This window comes from Kocuria rosea subsp. polaris, assembly GCF_001483755.1.
Classification (GTDB): Bacteria; Actinomycetota; Actinomycetes; order Actinomycetales; family Micrococcaceae; genus Kocuria; species Kocuria cellulosilytica.
Genome location: NZ_LQBK01000004.1, coordinates 425008 through 442845, shown reverse-complemented (window position 1 = coordinate 442845; position 17838 = coordinate 425008). Strand labels below are relative to the sequence as shown.

Here is a 17838-nt window from a genome sequence, read left to right as displayed (position 1 = left end):
GGCCGGGCGTCAGAGGCCGCCCGCCTCGTCCGCACCGGCCGCCGGCACGGACCCGGCCGCCGGAGCGGCCGCGGCGGCACCGGCGGCCTCCTCCGGACCGGCCGCCCCGGCCGGTCCGGCCGGGTCTGCGGCCTCGCCGGCGTCGGCGGTGGCGCCGGCCGCCGCCGTGGGCGCCGGGGTGTCCGGCTCCGCGTCCTTGTCGTTCGGGATCCCGTCCCCGTCGCGGTCCGGATCCTCCTCGTTGCGCAGGCCGTCCCCGTCCAGGTCGGGATCGACGACGTCGGGGATCCCGTCCCCGTCGATGTCGTCGTCCAGCTCGTTGGGGGTGCCGTCGTTGTCGATGTCGGGGTCCTCCGTGTCGAGCGTCCCGTCCCCGTCGGTGTCCCGCACCGCGTCGGGAACCCGTGGCGCGACTCCCGGTTCCAGCTCGGGCTCCGGGTCGGGGACCGACACGGGGTCGGGGACCGTCACCGGGTCGGGGACCGTCACCGGCTCACGGTCCGGCGCCGGCACGGGCTGCTGCCCGGGGGCCGGCACGGCAGGGGGCAGCGCAGGGTCCACTCCGGCCGGCGGGGCCGGAGCGGGGACGACGGGGTCGGCCTCCACGGGAGCGGCGGAAGGAGCGGACACCACCGGGGCCGCCGGTGCCGGCGGGTCCCCCACCGGCCGCCCCGGCCGCTCGGTGGTGCCGTTCTGCTCGTGCTCCGCCCGCTGCGCGGCGTCCGCCTGCTTCTTCGCCGCCTCGGCCCGCTTCGCCGCGTCCGCCCTCTTCGCCGCCTCGGTCTTCCGGGCCGCCTCGGCCTTCTTCGCCGCCTCGGCCCTCTTGACCGCGGCCGCCTTCTCGGCGGCCTTCGCCTGCTTCTTCGCGACCTCGGACTTCTGCGCGGCCTGCGCTCTCTTCGCGGCCTCCGCCTTCTTCGCGGCGTCGGCCTTCTTCCGGGCGGCCTCGGCCTTCTGCGCGGCCGGGTCCTCGACCGCGTCCGGCACGGGAACCTCGAGGGAGTACTTGCTGCGGGAGGCGGGAATGACGCGCATGCCGTCGACCCAGTCGAAGGACTGGGGGTCGACCGCCTGGCCGTCCACCCAGGTCTCGAAGTGCAGGTGCGGGCCCGTGACCCGGACGCCGGTGGCACCGACCGTGCCGAGCTGCTCGGAGGCGGCGAGCCGGTCACCGGTCCGCACCTGGACGTCCTCGAGGTGGTTGTAGGTGGTCCTGATCCCGTCCGCGTGGGTGACCTCCACCCGGTTGCCGCCCCAGACGTCCCAGAACACGGCCGTCACCACACCGTCGAGGGCGGCGACGACCGGCAGTCCGGGCGCGGCCGAGACGTCGGTGCCGTTGTGGAACTCGCGCCCGCCGCGGTCGGGGGCGATCCGCCAGCCGAACTGCCCGCCGGGCAGCACGGCGCCGGGCCGGGTCGGCGCGATGATCGTGTTGACGGGCAGCTCGCCCTGGTACAGCTTCGGCGCCTGCCGGCCCGGGCGCACGGTCGACGCGGACTCGCGACCGCCGTCACCGCGCCCGGTCCCGGCCCGCCAGGAGCCCTTCCCCTCGCCGCCGTCCCGCACGGGCGAGACGGCGCGGTCCTCCCGCACCGGGCGGGCCGGAGGGGCCTCCTGCTCCTGGCCGGCCGCGAGCAGGCTCCACCGGCTGTTCGAGTGCTCCGCCCGCTCCGCGGAGGCCGCCGGGGCGCCGAAGGCCGAGGTCCCCCGGTCCTCGCCGGCCTCCGGTGCGATGCCCGCGCTGACGGCCACGCTGACGGCCACGAGGGCCGAGAACGCGGTGAGGGCGGTGACCGGCGAGGACGCGCGGTGGCGCAGACCGGTGGGAGCAGGGCGGCGAGAGGAGTCGCGGGGCATGACGGTGTTTCCCCCAGGATGTCGCGGACGGCGACGAGAAGATCGTGCAGATGATCGGGGCGCTGTCGCCCCGCGGCATCAGCTTAAGTGAACAACCGGTCGTGACCGAGGGATCCGCCGTCCCCTCATCGGCGCCTTGTCACACGACGACTTTATGCAAACGCAAACTCTCTCGCCCCGGGCGGAGCGCTCCCGCGCGGGGCCCTCACGGACGAGAGCCACCGGGAGGAACGGTCAGTAGGGCCCGGACCACCCGTCGTCGAGCAGCCCCCGGACGTAGGCGGCCTGGCCGAGGTGCTGCGCGGCGTCGTCGACCGTGCTGACCAGGCGCACGCCGCGGGTGACGGGCGGGCTCCAGGACCGGTCCACCACGTCGTCGAGCTGGGCGTCGGTGAGCCCGTGCACGTAGGCCACGGTGCGCTCGACCACCGCGTCGAGGTAGCCCCGCAGCACGTCGGGGGACGCCACACGCACCCGCGCGACGTCCTCCGGGCCGTGGCCGAAGCCCATGGAGGAGTCGGGGAGGTCGAGGCCGAACCGCCCGCTCCAGCCCTCCGCGGTCCACACCTCCTCGGCACCGGCGAGCCGGGCTACCTGCGCGTCCTGCTGGCGGGCCGCGTGCCACACCAGCCAGGCCACGGAGTTCGCGGTCCCTCCCGGCATGGTGTTCAGCACCTCCGGCGAGATGTCCTCGAGCACGTGCTCGGCCACCTGGGACGGGCGGCGGGCGGCGTCCTCGAACAGGTCCTGCGGCGTCATGGTGACCACTCCTTCCGTTCCCGAAGGGCCGGACCAGCCCCTGCCGCCGAGCCTACGGCCCCGGGGCTCCGTGGAGCGCCGCCGGCGTGCTGCGGCGTCCCGGCCCCTGCGGCGGGCAGGTCAGCGCGTGGTTGGCCGCAGCACGCGGGCGACCGTGAACGCGGCCAGGACCACCACGGCCGTCATGACCAGCGCCGTCCAGTGCATGCCCGCAGTGAAGGCCGCGAAGGCGGCCTCCCGCACGGCGGGACCGAGCGCCCCCGCACCCTCCGCGATCTCGACGGCCCCGCCGAGGGTCTCGTGCGCCGCTGCGGAGGAGCCGGGCTCCAGCGCCGTGGGCAGATCGAGGTGACGCTGGTAGAACGCGGTCAGCAGCCCGCCGAGCACGGCCGTGCCCAGCACTGCACCGACCTCGTAGCCGGTCTCCGAGATCGCCGAGGCGGCCCCGGCCTTGTGCGGCGGCGCGGCCGTGAGCACCAGGTCGTTGGAGAGCGTCTCGGCGAGCCCGATGCCGGTGCCGACCAGGCAGAAGGCCATGAGGACCACCACGGCGCCGGCGGTCGCGGAGAGATCGGCGAGGGCGACCACGAGGAAGCCGGCCGCGGACAGGAGCATCCCCGCGGTGATCACGGTCCGCGGGCTCAGCCACTGCACGGCCCGCACGGCCAGGAAGCCGGCGAGGACCGTGAGGACGAGGCCGGGGACCATGGTCAGGCCGGCGCTCATCGGGTCCAGGCCGACCACGAGCTGCAGGTACTGGGTCAGCATGAACAGGAACCCGTAGAGCCCCACGTTGCCGAGCACGTTGACGGTCACCCCGCCCCGGAAGCCCGGGAGCCGGAACAGGGCGAGGTCGAGCATCGGGTGCGCCAGGACCGCCTGGCGCCGGACGAAGAGCACACCGGCCAGCACGCCGAAGGCCGCGCTGAGCAGGCCGTGGAACAGCTCCCCGGAGGCCGTCGCCGCCTTGACGCCGTACACCACCGGGGTCATGGCCAGCATGGCGAGCAGCACGGAGGGGACGTCCACGGGCCCGGGCCGGGGGTCGCGCGACTCCGGCACCAGGACGGGGCCGAGCACGAGCAGCGGCAGCAGCACCGGCACGGACATCAGGAACACCGAGCCCCACCAGAAGTGGTTGAGCAGGAAGCCGCCGACGATCGGCCCGAGCGCGGCGCCGCCGCTGAAGCCGCCGGCCCACACCGCGATCGCGATCCGGCGCTGGCCCGGGTCCAGGAAGATGTTGCGCAGCAAGGACAGGGTGGCCGGCATCAGCATCGCGCCGAAGAGCCCCATCGCGGCCCGCCCGGCCACCAGCAGTTCGGCGGTGGGCGCGAAGGCCGACGCCGCGGAGACGGCGGCGAAGCCCGTGCCGCCGATCAGCAGCAGCCGCCGGCGGCCGATCCGGTCCCCCAGGGACCCCATGGGGATGAGCAGGCCGGCGAGCACGAGGGGATAGACGTCCACGATCCACAGCAGCTGCGCCCCGGTGGGGTGCAGCGCCTGGGAGATGGTGGGCAGCGCGAAGCTCAGGGCCGTGTTGTCGACCGACACGAGCAGGACGGGCATCATCAGGACCGCGAGCGCGGCCCATTCGCGCGCACCGGCCGTGGGGCGGGGCGTCAGCAGAGTGGTCATGGTTCACCTCCGGGGAAACGGATCGGGATCGGACAGCCGCATTAACTGTACCGTCTAGACGGTACAGTTATGGACGAGCTGGCACAATGGGCACCACGTCCGATCCAGGGAGGTCTTCCTCACATGTCGCGCCCACCCGTGGCCCGGGACAAGCTCCTGGCCGCCTTCGAGCAGATCGTCCTCGACGACGGCGAACGAGCCGCGACCCTCGACGCCGTCGCCGCCGCCGCCGGCGTGTCCAAGGGGGGCCTGCTCTACCACTTCCCGCACCGCCAGGCCCTCGTGGACGCGACGCTGCAGCGGCTCGAGGAGCTCATGCGCCTGGACCTCGAGGCCATGGCGGCGGCGCCGGACGGGGCCGCCCGCTACTTCCTCGTCACGTCCCTGTTCGAGGACAGCCGGCTCGACCGGGCCCTGATCGTGGCCTCCCGGCTGGTCCAGGCCGGGGACGAGAACGCCCGGGCCGCCCTCAAGCGGCTCGAGGAGGCGTGGTACGAGCTGATCCTCGCGGACGTGGGGGACCCGGTGGTGGCGACCGCAGTCCAGCAGATGGGCGACGGGCTCTACCAGAACGCGTCGATCGGCCTGCTGCCCGACGGCAGCGCGCAGCGGCACACCATCCTGGAGAACCTCCTGGCCGCGGTCGACCGGCTCAGCCCGCGGCCCTGAGCTCCCGCTTCAGCTCCGCGCCGCGGCTGCGGCCGTGCGCAGCGCCACGAGGATCCGCTGCCGCGTCTCGACCCGGCGGTGGCCGTTGCGCAGCGAGGGGTGCGGCACACCCAGCACGGGCAGCAGCCGCGGCGGATCCTCGACGGTGAGCAGCCGCATCATCCCCGTGAGCGCCGGGGCCCCGAAGGTCACGACGACGCGCAGCTCCGGCAGCGAGCCGACCAGTTCCCGCAGGGCCGGTTCCGCCTCGACGAGGTCCTCCGCCCTGGGCGGCCGGTGCCGCCCGTCCGCGTCCCGCAGCGCCCAGGGCACCACGTTCCAGCGCAAGTAGTCGCCGCGGGCCAGCCCGGACTCCTCCCGCAGCGCCTTGAAGACCCGGGCGGTGGGATCAGGGTTGTCCTCGGAGCTGAAGCCCCGCTCCCCGGCCGCCACGGTGGCCGGCCCGGGCGCCTCCATGAGCACGAGCACCCGGGCGCCGGTGCCGCCGCCGTCGGGATCGGCCCACGGCACGAACCTGCCGCCGCTGCGCCAACTCCGGACCAGGGCGTTGAGCGGGGCCACGTGGGGCTCGTCCACGCGGGCGCGCTTGCTCGTGATCGGAGTTTCCGCTGAGTTTTCCGAATTCAAGTCGTTATCCCATCCATCAACAAACCGACAGGCAAACAGAATTCTGTTCCATTCTTTTTCTACCGCCTGGTGTTCACACCTTCGTGACTATGAAACATGCTGTCACATGCGGTGACGCGCCTACATTAATCCGCATCAGCTTGTTGTGAATTCTTTCGCTCGGGCCCGGAGGATTGCCATGCCGCAGCACACCGAACGTCTCGCAGAAGTAGGTCCTATCGATCCGAGGACCGGTTTTCCGTTCTGGTACGAGGATTCCACAGGACTCCGACTCGAACTGGTCTGGGCGCCCGGGGACGACTTCGCGCCGGTCGTCATCGATCCGGAGGAGAGCGGACCGCTGCGCGACGTCGGCGCGTTCCCCGCAGAAGCCTTCTACCTGCTGGCCGAGACGGAGCTCGAGGCCGGTGCCGGAGCCCGCACGGCCCGGATCCGGGTCGTCCTTGCACTCGAGGCGACGTTCACCACCGAGGGCGTGACCGACGGTCAGCAGATCGTCTTCGGCAGGGTCCGATTCCGGGTCCGCGACGGCTTACCGGACACGACGTACACGCTCACCCACCCCTACGGCACGGTCGAGGCGATGACCGACGACCGGGGACGCGTGACCGCCACCGAGGACATCGGGCTCACTCCCCTGGATTTCACCGGCGCGCTGGACTCCTCCATCGCCCCCTTCCTGCGGTGGACGGCCGACCCCGTGCTTCCCGCGACCCATGTCGGGGACGGAGCCACGGAGCACACCGTCACGGGCAGCCCGCTCGGCACGAACTTCGCCCTCGTCGAAGGACCCGGAGTCGCTTCCGCCGGGGGTGAGCCGGACCCGAACGACCCCACGAACCCGGACAAGGTCTACACCGACCGGTTCGTCCTCCAGGGACGGGTCGCCACCGTGAACGGGGCCGACGTCCCCCGGGCCGTCTACAGCCGCACCGCCGCGGGCGACGCAGTCGTGGACGTGTTCGCCCGATCGGTCCCGGGCCAGCAGTTGCTGATCACGGCGCCCGGCCTTTCCGACACCTCCATGCAGGGTGGGGCGACCCGCAACTACGTCGCCCGGGCCGATGTCGGGACCACCGTGCCCGCACGGGTGACCGTGACCAACCTGACCGATCCCCTCCCCCTGCCTGCGACCGCCGACGTCGTCGACGCCGTGGAGATCACCCAGGCCGACTACGACGCCGCCACGCAGACGCTCACCGTGGCGGCCGCCTCGAGCGACCAGCAGAGCCCGCCGACGCTCACCGTGTCCGGCCGCGGCGGCTTGTCCGGCCCTGTCGGCGTGCTGTCCGGCGTCGACGCGCCGCCTCCGGTCATCACCGTCGAATCCGCCGCGGGCGGTTCGAGCACCCGCACCGTCAGGATTGTCGGCTGAGCCGGTCTGTCCCACTCCCCCACACCACGCCACACCACACCACACCAGCAAGGGAACATCATGGACTACACACTGGCTGGCCAGTTCCTCGAAGCCTGCGACTGCACCGTCATCTGCCCCTGCTGGGTCGACGACGACCCGGTGGGAGGCCACTGCACCGGGTTCATCGCCTGGCAGATCGACGAGGGCGACACCGCCGTCGTGGACGGCATCCCGGTGGGGGGCTGCACGGTGGTGAGCGTCGCCACCCACGGGGGCAACCGCCGCGACACCAACAGGACCACCACGATGCTCTACATCGACGTCCCCGCTGAAGGGAGGACCTCTGCGGACACGACCAAGCAGTACCGTGCTCTGGTCGATCTCTTCAGCGGCCGCTTCGGCGGCCCGTTGAGCGATCTCGCCCAGGTGAACGGCACCGTGGTGGGTGACTGCCGTGCGAGCATCTCGCTCAGTCCGCCCGAAGAGAGTGATTGGACGGTAACGGTCCGTCCCTCCGGAGACGCGTCCGGGACCGCGTTCGTCGAGGCCAAGGGGAGTCCCAAGATCTTCGACGCCCAACGCGGGAACAAGAAGCCCCTCATCCTCGAGCACACCGCCATCTCCTACGAGCTGAGCGCCTCCGGACCGGTCGAGGCGCAGGACGGCGAACGTCTCGTCGTCAACGTCGGCGCACTGCCCGGAGGAAACCTCGAGGTCACCGGCCGGTCCGGGATGCGCGGGGCCTTCCACTACGACCACTACGACCACTCCGCCGACCAGCCGGCCGCGGCGGGAGCAGCCGACGCTGACACCACCGCAGGACGGTAGGCGTGGCTGCCACCTCCTCCGTCTCTCCTGGCGCAGCTGCCCGCCACCGCAGCATCGATCGGGAGCTCGTGGCACTGGGCGTGCTCGTCGTGGCGGCGGCGTCCTGGGGCCTGCTGTTCCTCGTCCATGACATGGTCGGCCACGGGGCGGAGCATGTTCTCGCCGACAGCGCGGGAGCCTCCCACGCGGCCGACAGCCCCCACGCGCGGCACGGGAACACAGCCGTGACTCCTCCGCCCGCGCTGGTCGGCGGAATGGTCGCCATAGGCGGATGGGCACTGATGGTGGTCGCCATGATGCTGCCCCCGGCTCTGCCCCTGCTGCAGACTCTCCGGCGGCTCGTGTCCCGGCAGCCCGACCCGTGGCGGCTGACCGTGCTCGGCGCCATGGCGTTCGTCGGCGCGTGGACGGTCGTCGGAACAGCCGTCGTCGCCGGGGACCTCGGCGTCCGGGCGCTGGCCGAGCACAGCTGGCCGGGCGCGGACCCCCGGTGGGTGACGGCGGGGGTGCTCGTGCTGGCCGGCGTCTATCAGTTCACACCACTGAAGGATCTCTGCCTGCGCGGGTGCCGCAGCCCTCGCAGTTTCGTGCTGGCCCACTGGCAGGGGCGGCGCTCGCCGGGGACGGAGACGGTGGCGCTGAGCGGCGCCTACGCCCTGTCCTGCATCGGCTGCTGCTGGGCGCTCATGCTGATCTGTTTCGCGGTCGGCACGGCCGCCCTTCCCGTCATGGTGGCTCTGGCCCTGGTCATGGCCGCCGAACGCCTCGTGCCCTGGGGGCACCGCCTCGTGCGGCCGTCCGGGCTCGTGCTCGTCGTCCTCGGTGCCGTCACAGCGCTGGCCGCTGCGGCTCCCGCCATCCCATTGCTGTAGGAACCGCCCGCCGCGCACGGGCCGACATCGGAGATCGCCATGCTACCCATCGACAACACTTTCCGTACCTACGACGTCGTCGCCATGTCCCTCCCGATCGTCTACTCCGTGGAGGGCGACCACGATCCCAACGGCCTGCTCTACACGCTGAGGGTGTACGAGCCACTCCTGAAATGGGCGAAGGAACAGTGGGACAAGGACGACGAGTACCTGCCGAGGATCCACCGCAACTCCCAACTCATGGAGACGGTGGTGGACGGCATTCCCCGCTACCTGCGCATGAGACAGCTCCTGGCGCAGTCCACCGAGGACGGAACCCCCTTGGACAGCGGGGGCGAGGACGTCCGCTATCTCCTCGACGACCGGGGAAGCGACGAGGAGGTGTTCGGCCGGGAGGAGCACGACCGGCGCGAGCGGCGCCCTCATCCCAAGCACCTCACCATCCGGCAGAACTACCGGGCCACGGTCGACGAACTGGTGCACGCGCTGCGCGAGCTGACCGGCGGACGGATCACCAGGCTCGTCGCCGACACCGGCACGCTGCAGAAGTGGCGTGCTGACTGGTCGGCCCAGCTGGACTCGGCCGAGGCCGGCATCCGGCGCCGGCTGCAGGAGATCAACGACGAGTGGCCGGCCATGCTGGCGCAGTACCGCCTGGAGCGTCCCGGCTCCCGGCTGAGTGACGACGACATCGCCCGACTGCTGCGCAACGACCACGATGATCCGGCGAACTGGCATCGGGGCAAGGACGCCCCGGACTATGCGTGGTTCAACCCGTTGCGGCCGATCCCTCTGGTCCGACCCCTGGTGCTGCGGGCCTGCCGCGGTGAACAGCTGGAGGTCCACTTCGAGAACAGCATCCGCGGCCGTGAGGTCGGGCTGCACGTCCAGGGAGACGGCCTGGCCGGAACGCGCCCCGACGGGAGCAGCGGCAGCGGGGTCCGTTACGGCGACGGTGCCTGCGTGGGCGACAACGACCCCACGACGGTCCCCTACAGGCACAGGATGATCTACCGGTGGACGTGCGCTCGCGAGGGCGTGTGGCCGATCAACGACCTGGGGGACGTACGGGGCACCGACCGCGGGACGAACAACCACGGCCTCTTCGCCGCCCTCGTCGTCGAGCCGGAGCACGCCCGGTGGTACGACTCCGAGACCGGGAGCCGCCTCGACAACACCGACCACGGCGACGGCCTTTATGTCGACGTCGTGCCGCCGCAGGAGCACGGGCTTCGGGAAGGGACCGTCACGGCTCCTCCTCCATGTCACAAGGAGCACTGGGGCGGGCCCGAGGCGGAGCACCGCCACCACTGCTCCCCGGACAACCGGTGCCGGACCTGGCGGGAGGAGAACTTCGTCGACTTCTACCACGACAAGGACAGGACCGACCAGTTCGCCGGCAACTGCAGCTTCCGCGAGTTCACGGTCTTCTTCCACGACGAGACGGAGACCCACAGCGGTATCCCGCACCCGCTTCCCCACTCGGCGATGCCGTTGTCCTACCGGGCGGAACCCATGCACAACCGGCTGCCCTACCGTCTCCGGAAGCGCCACCGGCTGGGCACGTCCTGGGTCGAGATGCGCGCTGAGGACGACGACATCGACCACTCCGCTGTCGAGATCACGCTCGACAGGACGCTGGGCGAGGAGTTCTGGGTCGCCAAGGACCACCGTGCCGCCGTCCCGGACGTCGCGCACCTCGAGCCGTACGCCGAGGAGCGCAAGAGGGGTTTTCTCGAGCGCGTCTCCGGAGAGGAGCAGCACCACAGCGCCTGGCTGTTCGGCGAGTCCGTGACCCCCACGCTGCGCGCCTACCGGGGCGACCCCTGCCGGGTGCGCCTGGTCCACGCCGGCGTCAAGGAGACCCACGTCTACCACCTTCACGTCCACCAGTGGCGTGCCGTCCCCCAGGACACCGCGAAGCCGTCCGAGTGGAGGCCCGGTGAGCCCCGTGGTTCCCAGCTGCTGGACTCCGTATCCATCGGGCCTCAGACCGCCATGACCATCGACCCGCTCTACGGATCCGGCAGCCGCCAGCATGCCGTGGGCGACATCATCTGGCACTGCCACCTCTATCCGCACTTCCACCACGGCATGTGGGGGCTGTGGCGCAGCCTGGACCGCGAGGTGACCGGGGACCTGGCCTATCCGGACGGCACCCCGTGCGCCCCCCTCGTGCCGCTGCCAGGACGCCGGCCTCCGGTCTCCGACCGCGAACAGCCGGGCTTCCCGTGGTTCATCGACGCCACGTACCCCCGCAAGTCGCCGCCGCCGCCCGTCCTTGAGGACGACCACAAGGACTGGCGCCGCAGCATACTGCGCATGCCCCAGCACTCGCCGCAGGAGCTGAAGGCCTTCGCCCCGGGGTGCGTGGAGCGGAAGAAGCGGGGCGCCCTCTTCGTCGACCTCGACGACATGGCCAGGAGATGGAACGACAAGGCGGAGGTTCCCGAGAGGAGGGTCATCAGCTACGACATCGAGATGGGTTCCCGCCGGATGACCTACAACTCCGCAGGCTGGTACGACCCCATGGGCCACCACTACACGTTGCGGAACGTCGAGGTCGCACGCCTGGACGAGCGGGGCGACCCGGACGGGGAGCCGGTGTCCTTCACGGAGGGGATTCCCCTCGACGGGGACGGCGAGAGCGGTGTGGACGCGTTCTTCCCGCGGGCCAACCACGGCGACGTCGTAGAGCTGCGGCTCTACAACACGGTGGAGTCCTTCCCCCCGGACCACTTCGACCTTCCCGCGCACCCGGTGGAGTGCGGCCTGCACGTGCACCTCGTGAAGTTCGACGTCCTCGCAGCGGACGGCTCCGCCAGCGGCTGGAACTACCTCTCGGGGGCCAGCTCGCCCGAGGTGATCCGCGATCACGGAGGCGATCCGGCAACCAACTTCTCCCTGCACCGCTGGGTGGTGGACGAGGAGTTCGGGACGTGCTTCTTCCACGACCACCTGCTCGCCAACTTCCGGCAGAAGCGGGGCCTGTTCGGCGCACTCGTCGCCGAGCCCAACGGCACCCGGTGGTACCTGCCGGACCAGAAGACCCCGGCCTGGGTCGGTTCGCAGGCCGTCGTGGTCCCCCGCGGCCCGGACGGGGACGGCAGGCCTAGGAACTCGGGCATCGAAGGGTCGTTCCGTGAGGCCGGCCTCGCTCTCGGCGACTTCGTACCCCTGAACCGCCCGCGGGGCGCCCGGGCCAGGCCACCGGAGGTCCTCGGCCGCGACGACGAGCCGCTCAACGAGCCGAACCAGCTCGGCGGCGACGACGACCCCGGTGTGATGGGCGTCAACTACCGCTGCGCCCCGCTGGAGTACCGGGGCAAGGACCCGTCCGAGTGGTTCAGCTCCAACCGCTCGTCGGCCGATGTCGACGCCCTGGAACGCCAGGTCTTCGCGGACGCCGAGGCCGAGCACAGAGCGCTCGACGAGGCCAGGGTCCGCACCCGCCCGCTCGACCATCCGTGGATGTCCGCGGCCGGGCAGGAAACGGGCGGCGGACAGGACGAGCGGCACGGCGAGGACCATGACGGGTGCACCCCCCACTGGCCGGTGCCGCCCAAGACGAGCGGGGACCCGGACACGCCCGTGATCTACACCTATCCGGGGGAACGGTTGCGCCTCAGGCTCCTGCAGGGGTCGCACGAGGAGCAGCACAGCTTCATGCTGAACGGCATGCGCTGGCGCAAGGACTGGCAGAACCGGCGGTCGCCACTGGTGAACCAGCAGACCATCGGCATCTCCGAGGCCTTCACCGTGGACATCGACCCGGCGGACGCCAGTCCCTACGGGATCGGCGACCACCTGTGGCAGTTCACCGTCATGGACGACCTGTGGCTGGGGTGCTGGGGCCACATCCGGTCCCTGCCCCCCACTCTCGACAGCTTCCGCCACCATCTCCTTCCCCTGCCGCCCGTCACCGGGGCCGAGCCGGACGGAGCAGAGGAGCACGGGGAGAGCGCTCCGAGGCAGCCCGTCGTGCCACCCAGCGGGGAGGAGCTCGAAAGAACCCTGGAACGGCTCCGCAGCGCGCAGGCTTCCCGGTTCGGGCGCCGGCGGCCGAACCGGGGACCGGACGGGAAGTGGTCGGCGGACGAGGTGCGGGAGTACGTCGTCGTCGCCCAGCGCCACGAGCACGGATACGCCGCCCATGCGCTGACCGACCCGTGGGGACTCATCTACCGAGCGGCCCAGCACGCCGTGCCCGAGAAGGATCGGGAGGGGCGGGAGACCGGCAACCTCCGGGCCGCGGGAGTGGACCCTTCCGGCCAGCCCCTGGTCCTGCGCGCCCATCCCGGGGAGTGGATCAAGGTCACTCTCATCAACGAGGTGCTGCTGCCCGAGGAGAATCTTCCGGGACAGAACTACTCCGTCCGGGATCCCCAGCTGCCCGACTTCGGCCCGGAAGTGAGCCCGCCGCGCCTGCCGGTCGAGCACCGTGACCATCTCGGCTATCCCGACCGCAGGACGGTGAGCCCCCGCGTGTCCCTGCACCCCAGCCTGCTCCTGTACGACGTGGTCAGCGACGACGGCTCCTACGTGGGCCTCAACCACGACAGCACCGTGGCCGCCCTCGACGTGGACGGCACCGCCCACGTGGTCCACGGCGACGAGGCCGCGGCCGGAGCCGTGGTCCACCGCACGGATCATGGGGTCGGGCACAGGGACCCGAACTGGCGGGAGTACTGGTGGTACGTCGACGACCTGCTGGCGCCACAGCCGGACCGGAAGCCGGACGAGTCGAAGAGCCCCCGGCCGGGACAGGTCTGCTATCTCTTCGACATGGCCGACATCCGCAACCACCGGCACCACGGCCTGATCGGGGCTGTCGTCGTCGAGCCCCGCGACGTGGTCCCCGTCGACCGCCACGACGAGCGCACGGAGCAGTGGGTCGGCCCGCACGTGCACGTGAAGTGCCAGGGGGAGATCGTCGGCCAGGAGCTCGTGCTCTTCCTGCAGGACGGGCTGCGCCACTTCATCAACGGCGACGTCGACCTGCCCATGCCGGACATCTCGCCCAGCGATCCTCCCGTCGACGTGGGACAGAAGGCGATCAGCTACCGGTCGCCGCTGACTCCGCACCACAGGCCCATGGCGCTGCCCAACCTCACGGCCCCGATCATCGAGGTCCGCGACGATCTGCCGATCTGGTGGCGGCTGGTGTGCGCGGGTGACAAGCCCCGCAACCACACCTTCACCGCCCACAACTTCGCGTGGGACACCGCGCCGTGGGTGCGGAAGCAGAAGAACTCCAGCCCGGAGTCCGGATCGGTCACGGCGATCTGCGCCGGCTTCGTCCAGGACCTGGTGATGACCCCGGAGACCAGGTGGGACCCCGGGGACCACGCCTACCGCAGCGGCGCCTTCCGTTGGGCGGTCGGCCAGGGCATGTGGGGCATCCTGCGCGTCGAGGACCGGGAGGACCGGTGATCCATCCTCCCGGCAGGGCTTCCGCCCCCCGGTGAGCACCGGCCCTGAGCACGCCGCCCCGGCCGGACGGGCCGGGGTCCGTCAGTCGCGGGGCAGCGGACGGACGTGCTCGGGCCGGAGGCCGATGCCGATGGCCCGTCCGGTCAGGTGGGGCAGGAACGGCAGCGCCCGCACCACGCCCAGCGGCACCGGCGGCCGCGGCGCCTGCCCGGGCCGGGAGGGGACCAGCCGGCGGGCCAGCACAAGCTGGAACAGCTGGGTGACGCGCGCCGGCCACGCCCGCCGCCGCTGCACCCGCGCGAGGTCCCGAGCCCGCACCCCGCCGTGCAGCAGGCGCGGGCCGAGGAGGTTCGCCGCGGCCACCGCGTCCTGGATCGCCAGGTTGATGCCCACGCCGCCGGCCGGGGACATCGCGTGGGCGGCGTCGCCGAGGAACAGCACCCCGGGCCGCCACCAGCGGCGCAGCCGGTCCACGCGCACGCGCAGCAGCTTCACCTGCTCCCAGTCCTCGATCGCGGTGAGCCCCTCCCCCAGCCCGGGGGCGAGCGCGCGCACCCGGTCCCGGAAGGCCTCCAGCCCCTGGGCGCGCAGCGCGTCGTGCTCACCGGCCCGCACGATCATGGCGGCCTGCCAGTAGCCGGTGCGCGGCAGGGCGACCACCGCACCGTTCCCGGCGTTGAACAGCGGCTGCTCCTGGCCCTCGCTGCGGGGCACGCGGAACCACAGCACGTCCATCAGGGACGGCGAGGCCCGCGGGACCAGGCCGGCGGCGGCCCGCAGCACGGAGTCGCGGCCGTCGGCGGCCAGCACCAGCTCGGCCCGGAGCTGCACCGGGGTCCCGTCGTCGTCGTGCGCCGTGACGCCGGTGCACCGCCCGTCCTCGACGAGCAGGCCGTCGGCGGCCGTGGAGCGCAGCAGCCGGAAGCCGGGCAGCAGCTGCCCCTTCTCGGCGAGCAGGTCCAGGAAGTCCCACTGCGGCAGGAACGCGATGAACGGGCAGCGCACGGGCAGACGGTCGAAGCGGCCGACCACGACCGTCTCCCCGCCGAGGGAGACGGTGGCGCGCTCCACGCGGGTGTGCGGCAGCGCCAGGACGTCCTCGAGCCAGCCGAGCTCGGCCATCACCTCCAGGGTGGAGGGGTGCAGGGTGTCGCCGCGGAAGTCCCGCAGGAAGTCCGCGTGCTTCTCCAGCACGACCACGTCCACGCCCTGCCGCGCGAGCAGCACCCCGGCCAGCAGCCCGGCCGGGCCTCCGCCCACCACGCAGCACGTGGTCCGCACCTGCGCCACCGTCCGCCCGGTCGCCTGCTCCGCCGCCACGGGTGCCTCCCGGACCCTCGCCGAACCCTCGTCCCTGCCGAGGGTCCCACCGCGGCCCCGGCCGCGCAAGAGCGCGGCACCGGGGACCGGCACGCCCCGGCCGCCGGCCCCGTCATGGGGCGCCGAGTCCTTTCCACCGCCGCGCGGCCACGCCAGAGTAGGAACCGCAGACAGGAGCACCGACCGTACCGGCAGGAGATCCCCGTGGGCCAGCTGATCGTCACCGAGTTCATCACCCTCGACGGCGTCGTCGACTCCCCCGGCGGCGGCCCGCACCCGCACGCGGGCTGGACGTTCCAGCACGTCCCCTACGACGAGGCCGCCTATGAGCTCAAGGACCGGGAGCAGAAGGAGGCGGCGGCGATGCTGATGGGCCGGGTCAGCTACGACGAGTTCGCCCCCGTGTGGCCCTCGATGGAGGAGTTCGCGGAGTACAACGCCATGCCCAAGTACGTGGTCTCCTCCACCCTGGAGGACCCGCAGTGGCACAACACCACCGTGCTGCGCTCCCTCGACGAGGTCGCGCAGCTCAAGGCCACGGTCGACGGCACCGTCCTGGTCCACGGCAGCGCCACCCTGGCCCAGGGCCTCGTCGCCGCGGGACTCGTGGACCGGTACCACCTCCTGGTGTTCCCCGTGCTGCTCGGCGCGGGCCGCCGCCTCTTCGACGACAGCACCGACACCTTCCGCAGGCTCGAGCTGGTCGAGCACGAGGCCTACGCCAACGGCGTCCTCAAGGCCGTCTACGACGTCGTCCGCTGACCGGCGGGCGCCTCCCGGGGCTCACGCGCCGTCCTCCCGCCGCTCCTCGGGGCCGCGCTCCAGCAGGCCCTCGTGCTCCTCGACGAGCCGCAGGGACAGCTCCTTGTAGCCGACCGAATCGAACAGGACGATGATCCGGTCCGGCTCCGCGCCCATGACGATCCCGTGCCCCCACTCGCGGTGGGTGACCGGGGTCTGGATCTCCCACCCGTGCGGGGTGGCGGCGGCCCGCTCCTCGGCCTCGGCGGCGGAGCCCGTCTCCGCACAGTTGTCGCAGTTGCCGCACCAGCCGCCGGTCTCCTCGCCGAAGTAGTTGAGCAGCCAGTCCCGCCGGCACCCGTCCGTCTCGGCGTAGCCGCGCATCATGTCGATCCGGGACCGGTCGATCCGGTGCCGGGCCTCGGCCTCCGCGAGCGCGGCGGCGACGGCGGATTTCGGCGTGGCGCCGTCCACGGCACGGCAGCCCTCGCGCCGGGCGAGCACGCCGCCGCTGTGCTCGAGGAGGTGCAGGGCCCGGGCCTGGGCGCGCAGGCCGAGCCCGGTGTGCTCGCGCAGCTCCCGGGACCGGACCGGCCCGTGCCGGCGGACCGCGCGGAAGACCTTCTCGAGGTCCTCCGGCTCGGGGGCGGCCCCGGCGAAGTACTGCTGCAGCCCCAGGTCCTCGGAGCGGTAGTGCAGCACGGCCAGGGCGGGCCGCCCGTCCCGGCCCGCCCTGCCGATCTCCTGGTAGTAGCTGTCCAGGGAGTCGGGGATGTCCGCGTGCACCACGAAGCGCACGTCCGGCTTGTCGATGCCCATCCCGAAGGCGGTGGTGGCCACGACCACGTCGAGCTCGTGGTCGTGGAACCGGGTGTGCACCTCGTCCCGCTCGGACTTCCGGCGCCCCGCGTGGTAGGCCTCGGCGCGCACCCCGCGCCGGGTGAGCTCCGCGGCGTAGTCCTCGGTCTCCTTGCGGGTGGCGACGTAGACCAGCCCGGGGCCCCCGAGTCCGGCGACCTCGTCGAGCACCGCACGGCGCTTGTCGGAGGAGCGGTGGTGGCGCACGACCCGCAGCTCGATGTTGGGCCGGTCGAAGCTGTGCACCAGGACCAGGGGGTCGCGCAGGCCGAGCCGGTCGACGATCTCGGCCCGGGTGTGCGGGGAGGCGGTGGCGGTGAGGGCCACGACGGGCGGGCGGCCCAGCCGTTCGGCCGCCTCCCGGAGCACGAGGTAGTCGGGGCGGAAGTCGTGGCCCCAGGAGGAAATGCAGTGCGCCTCGTCCACCACGAACAGGGACGGCGGGTGCGCGGCGAGCCGCTGCGTCGTCTCCTCCCGGGCCAGCTGCTCGGGGGCGAGGAAGAGGAACTTCGCGTCCCCGCGCTCCACCGCCGCCCAGGCGGCACGCTCGCGGCGGGCCCCCACCGCGGAGTTCAGCGCGAACGCGACCTCCGCCCCCAGGTCCTCGTTGATCGCCTCGACCTGGTCGTGCTGGAGGGCGATCAGCGGGGACACCACCACGGCCGTCCCGGGCAGCGCGGCGCCCGGGACCTGGTAGATCGCGGACTTGCCGTGGCCGGTGGGCATCACCGCCAGGACGTCCCGGCCGGTGGCCGCCGCCGCCATCGCCTCGAGCTGCCCCTCCCGGAACTCGTCGATGCCGAAGCGGGACGCGGCGACCTCCCGGAGCCGTTCCGCGGAGACCTGCGCTGTTTGCTGGTTCGGGCTCACGGCTGC

The 17838-nt window shown here is 72.4% G+C and carries 12 protein-coding genes; 6 read left to right on the top strand and 6 right to left on the bottom strand.

The genetic code is table 11. From position 1 onward, the window contains the following. Nucleotides 1-9 precede the first annotated feature (9 nt). From AVL61_RS04420 to AVL61_RS04410, 3 genes are all read right to left on the bottom strand, one after another. The gene (locus AVL61_RS04420; protein ID WP_058873109.1) at nt 10-1860 is read right to left on the bottom strand and encodes a M23 family metallopeptidase; all 1851 of its coding nucleotides are present in this window, start codon (nt 1858-1860) and stop codon (nt 10-12) included. Between the two features lie 234 nt (nt 1861-2094). After that, nucleotides 2095-2619 (bottom strand): mycothiol transferase, encoded by a 525-nt coding sequence (locus tag AVL61_RS04415; RefSeq protein WP_058873108.1) that lies wholly within the window; start codon nt 2617-2619, stop codon nt 2095-2097. A gap of 120 nt (nt 2620-2739) precedes the next feature. Continuing rightward, complete coding sequence (locus AVL61_RS04410) at nt 2740-4257, bottom strand: MFS transporter (RefSeq protein ID WP_058873107.1); 1518 nt, start codon at nt 4255-4257, stop codon at nt 2740-2742. A gap of 123 nt (nt 4258-4380) precedes the next feature. Between AVL61_RS04410 and AVL61_RS04405 the strand changes: the two genes are divergently transcribed. Further along, the gene (locus AVL61_RS04405; RefSeq protein WP_058873106.1) at nt 4381-4926 is read left to right on the top strand and encodes a TetR/AcrR family transcriptional regulator; all 546 of its coding nucleotides are present in this window, start codon (nt 4381-4383) and stop codon (nt 4924-4926) included. 9 nt (nt 4927-4935) lie between these two features. Here AVL61_RS04405 and AVL61_RS04400 read toward each other — a convergent pair whose 3' ends face one another. Further along, complete coding sequence (locus AVL61_RS04400) at nt 4936-5502, bottom strand: uracil-DNA glycosylase (protein ID WP_231738273.1); 567 nt, start codon at nt 5500-5502, stop codon at nt 4936-4938. Nucleotides 5503-5731: 229 nt separating this feature from the next. On the opposite strand from AVL61_RS04400, the gene AVL61_RS04395 reads away from it, so the two are divergent. The 4 genes from AVL61_RS04395 to AVL61_RS04380 are packed head-to-tail and all read left to right on the top strand — an operon-like array spanning nt 5732 to nt 14043. After that, entirely contained in the window at nt 5732-6928 is a 1197-nt protein-coding gene (locus AVL61_RS04395; RefSeq protein WP_058873105.1) for a hypothetical protein, read from the top strand. 60 nt (nt 6929-6988) lie between these two features. Further along, complete coding sequence (locus tag AVL61_RS04390) at nt 6989-7738, top strand: DUF1326 domain-containing protein (RefSeq protein WP_058873104.1); 750 nt, start codon at nt 6989-6991, stop codon at nt 7736-7738. Nucleotides 7739-7740: 2 nt separating this feature from the next. Next, nucleotides 7741-8610, top strand: coding sequence for a DUF2182 domain-containing protein (locus AVL61_RS04385; protein ID WP_058873103.1), 870 nt, complete (start codon nt 7741-7743; stop codon nt 8608-8610). 39 nt (nt 8611-8649) lie between these two features. After that, nucleotides 8650-14043: a multicopper oxidase domain-containing protein gene (locus AVL61_RS04380; protein WP_058873102.1), complete on the top strand. Its 5394-nt coding sequence runs from the start codon at nt 8650-8652 to the stop codon at nt 14041-14043. Nucleotides 14044-14124: 81 nt separating this feature from the next. Here AVL61_RS04380 and AVL61_RS04375 read toward each other — a convergent pair whose 3' ends face one another. Beyond that, nucleotides 14125-15363, bottom strand: a complete 1239-nt coding sequence (locus AVL61_RS04375) for an FAD-dependent oxidoreductase (RefSeq protein WP_082696949.1) — start codon at nt 15361-15363, stop codon at nt 14125-14127. A 204-nt stretch (nt 15364-15567) separates the two neighbouring features. Here AVL61_RS04375 and AVL61_RS04370 point away from each other — a divergent pair, with 204 nt between their 5' ends. Then, the gene (locus AVL61_RS04370) at nt 15568-16125 is read left to right on the top strand and encodes a dihydrofolate reductase family protein (protein ID WP_058873101.1); all 558 of its coding nucleotides are present in this window, start codon (nt 15568-15570) and stop codon (nt 16123-16125) included. A 21-nt stretch (nt 16126-16146) separates the two neighbouring features. Here the strand turns inward: AVL61_RS04370 and AVL61_RS04365 are convergent, their stop codons facing one another. After that, nucleotides 16147-17832: a RecQ family ATP-dependent DNA helicase gene (locus AVL61_RS04365; RefSeq protein ID WP_058873100.1), complete on the bottom strand. Its 1686-nt coding sequence runs from the start codon at nt 17830-17832 to the stop codon at nt 16147-16149. Between the last annotated feature and the right edge of the window lie 6 nt (nt 17833-17838).